Raw genomic sequence first — 434 nt, 5'->3', positions numbered from 1 at the left:
GCCGATGCCTATGAAGGTCTGTTACACCTCCCGGTCAATCAGCAACCCGAAGCCCATGAATTGTTGGCCCGATTGGTAGACGCCGAAAAACAACACCGCGCCCATAAGCGTATGCAAATGTTCTTGCGATTGAGTAAACTCCGCTATCCGGCTGTGATCCAGGATATTGATTGTACCGAATCCCGCAATTTATCCAAAGAAAAACTCATGACCCTGGCCGACTGTGCCTATATACGTCGAGGTGAAAATGTACTCATCACCGGTGCCACCGGTTGTGGAAAATCTTACCTGGCTTGTGCACTGGGGCATACCGCTTGCGTGAAGGGGTATCGAACCCTCTATTTTAATATGAACCGATTTACCGAACAAATCGCTTTGGCCAAAACCGACGGATCACTCATCAAATGGATGGACCGAATTAAAAAAGCACAACT

At 48.2% G+C, this 434-nt stretch carries 1 protein-coding gene; it reads left to right on the top strand.

The window, feature by feature from the left end; all coding sequences use genetic code 11:
* The coding region (locus LVD47_RS23380) for an ATP-binding protein (protein ID WP_236981141.1) at window positions 1–434 on the top strand (434 nt) is incomplete at both ends.

This window comes from Membranihabitans maritimus (assembly GCF_021729145.1).
GTDB lineage: Bacteria > Bacteroidota > Bacteroidia > Chitinophagales > Saprospiraceae > Membranihabitans > Membranihabitans maritimus.
The sequence above is the reverse complement of the archived record's forward strand: the minus strand, read 5'-3'. Positions and strand labels throughout refer to the sequence as shown.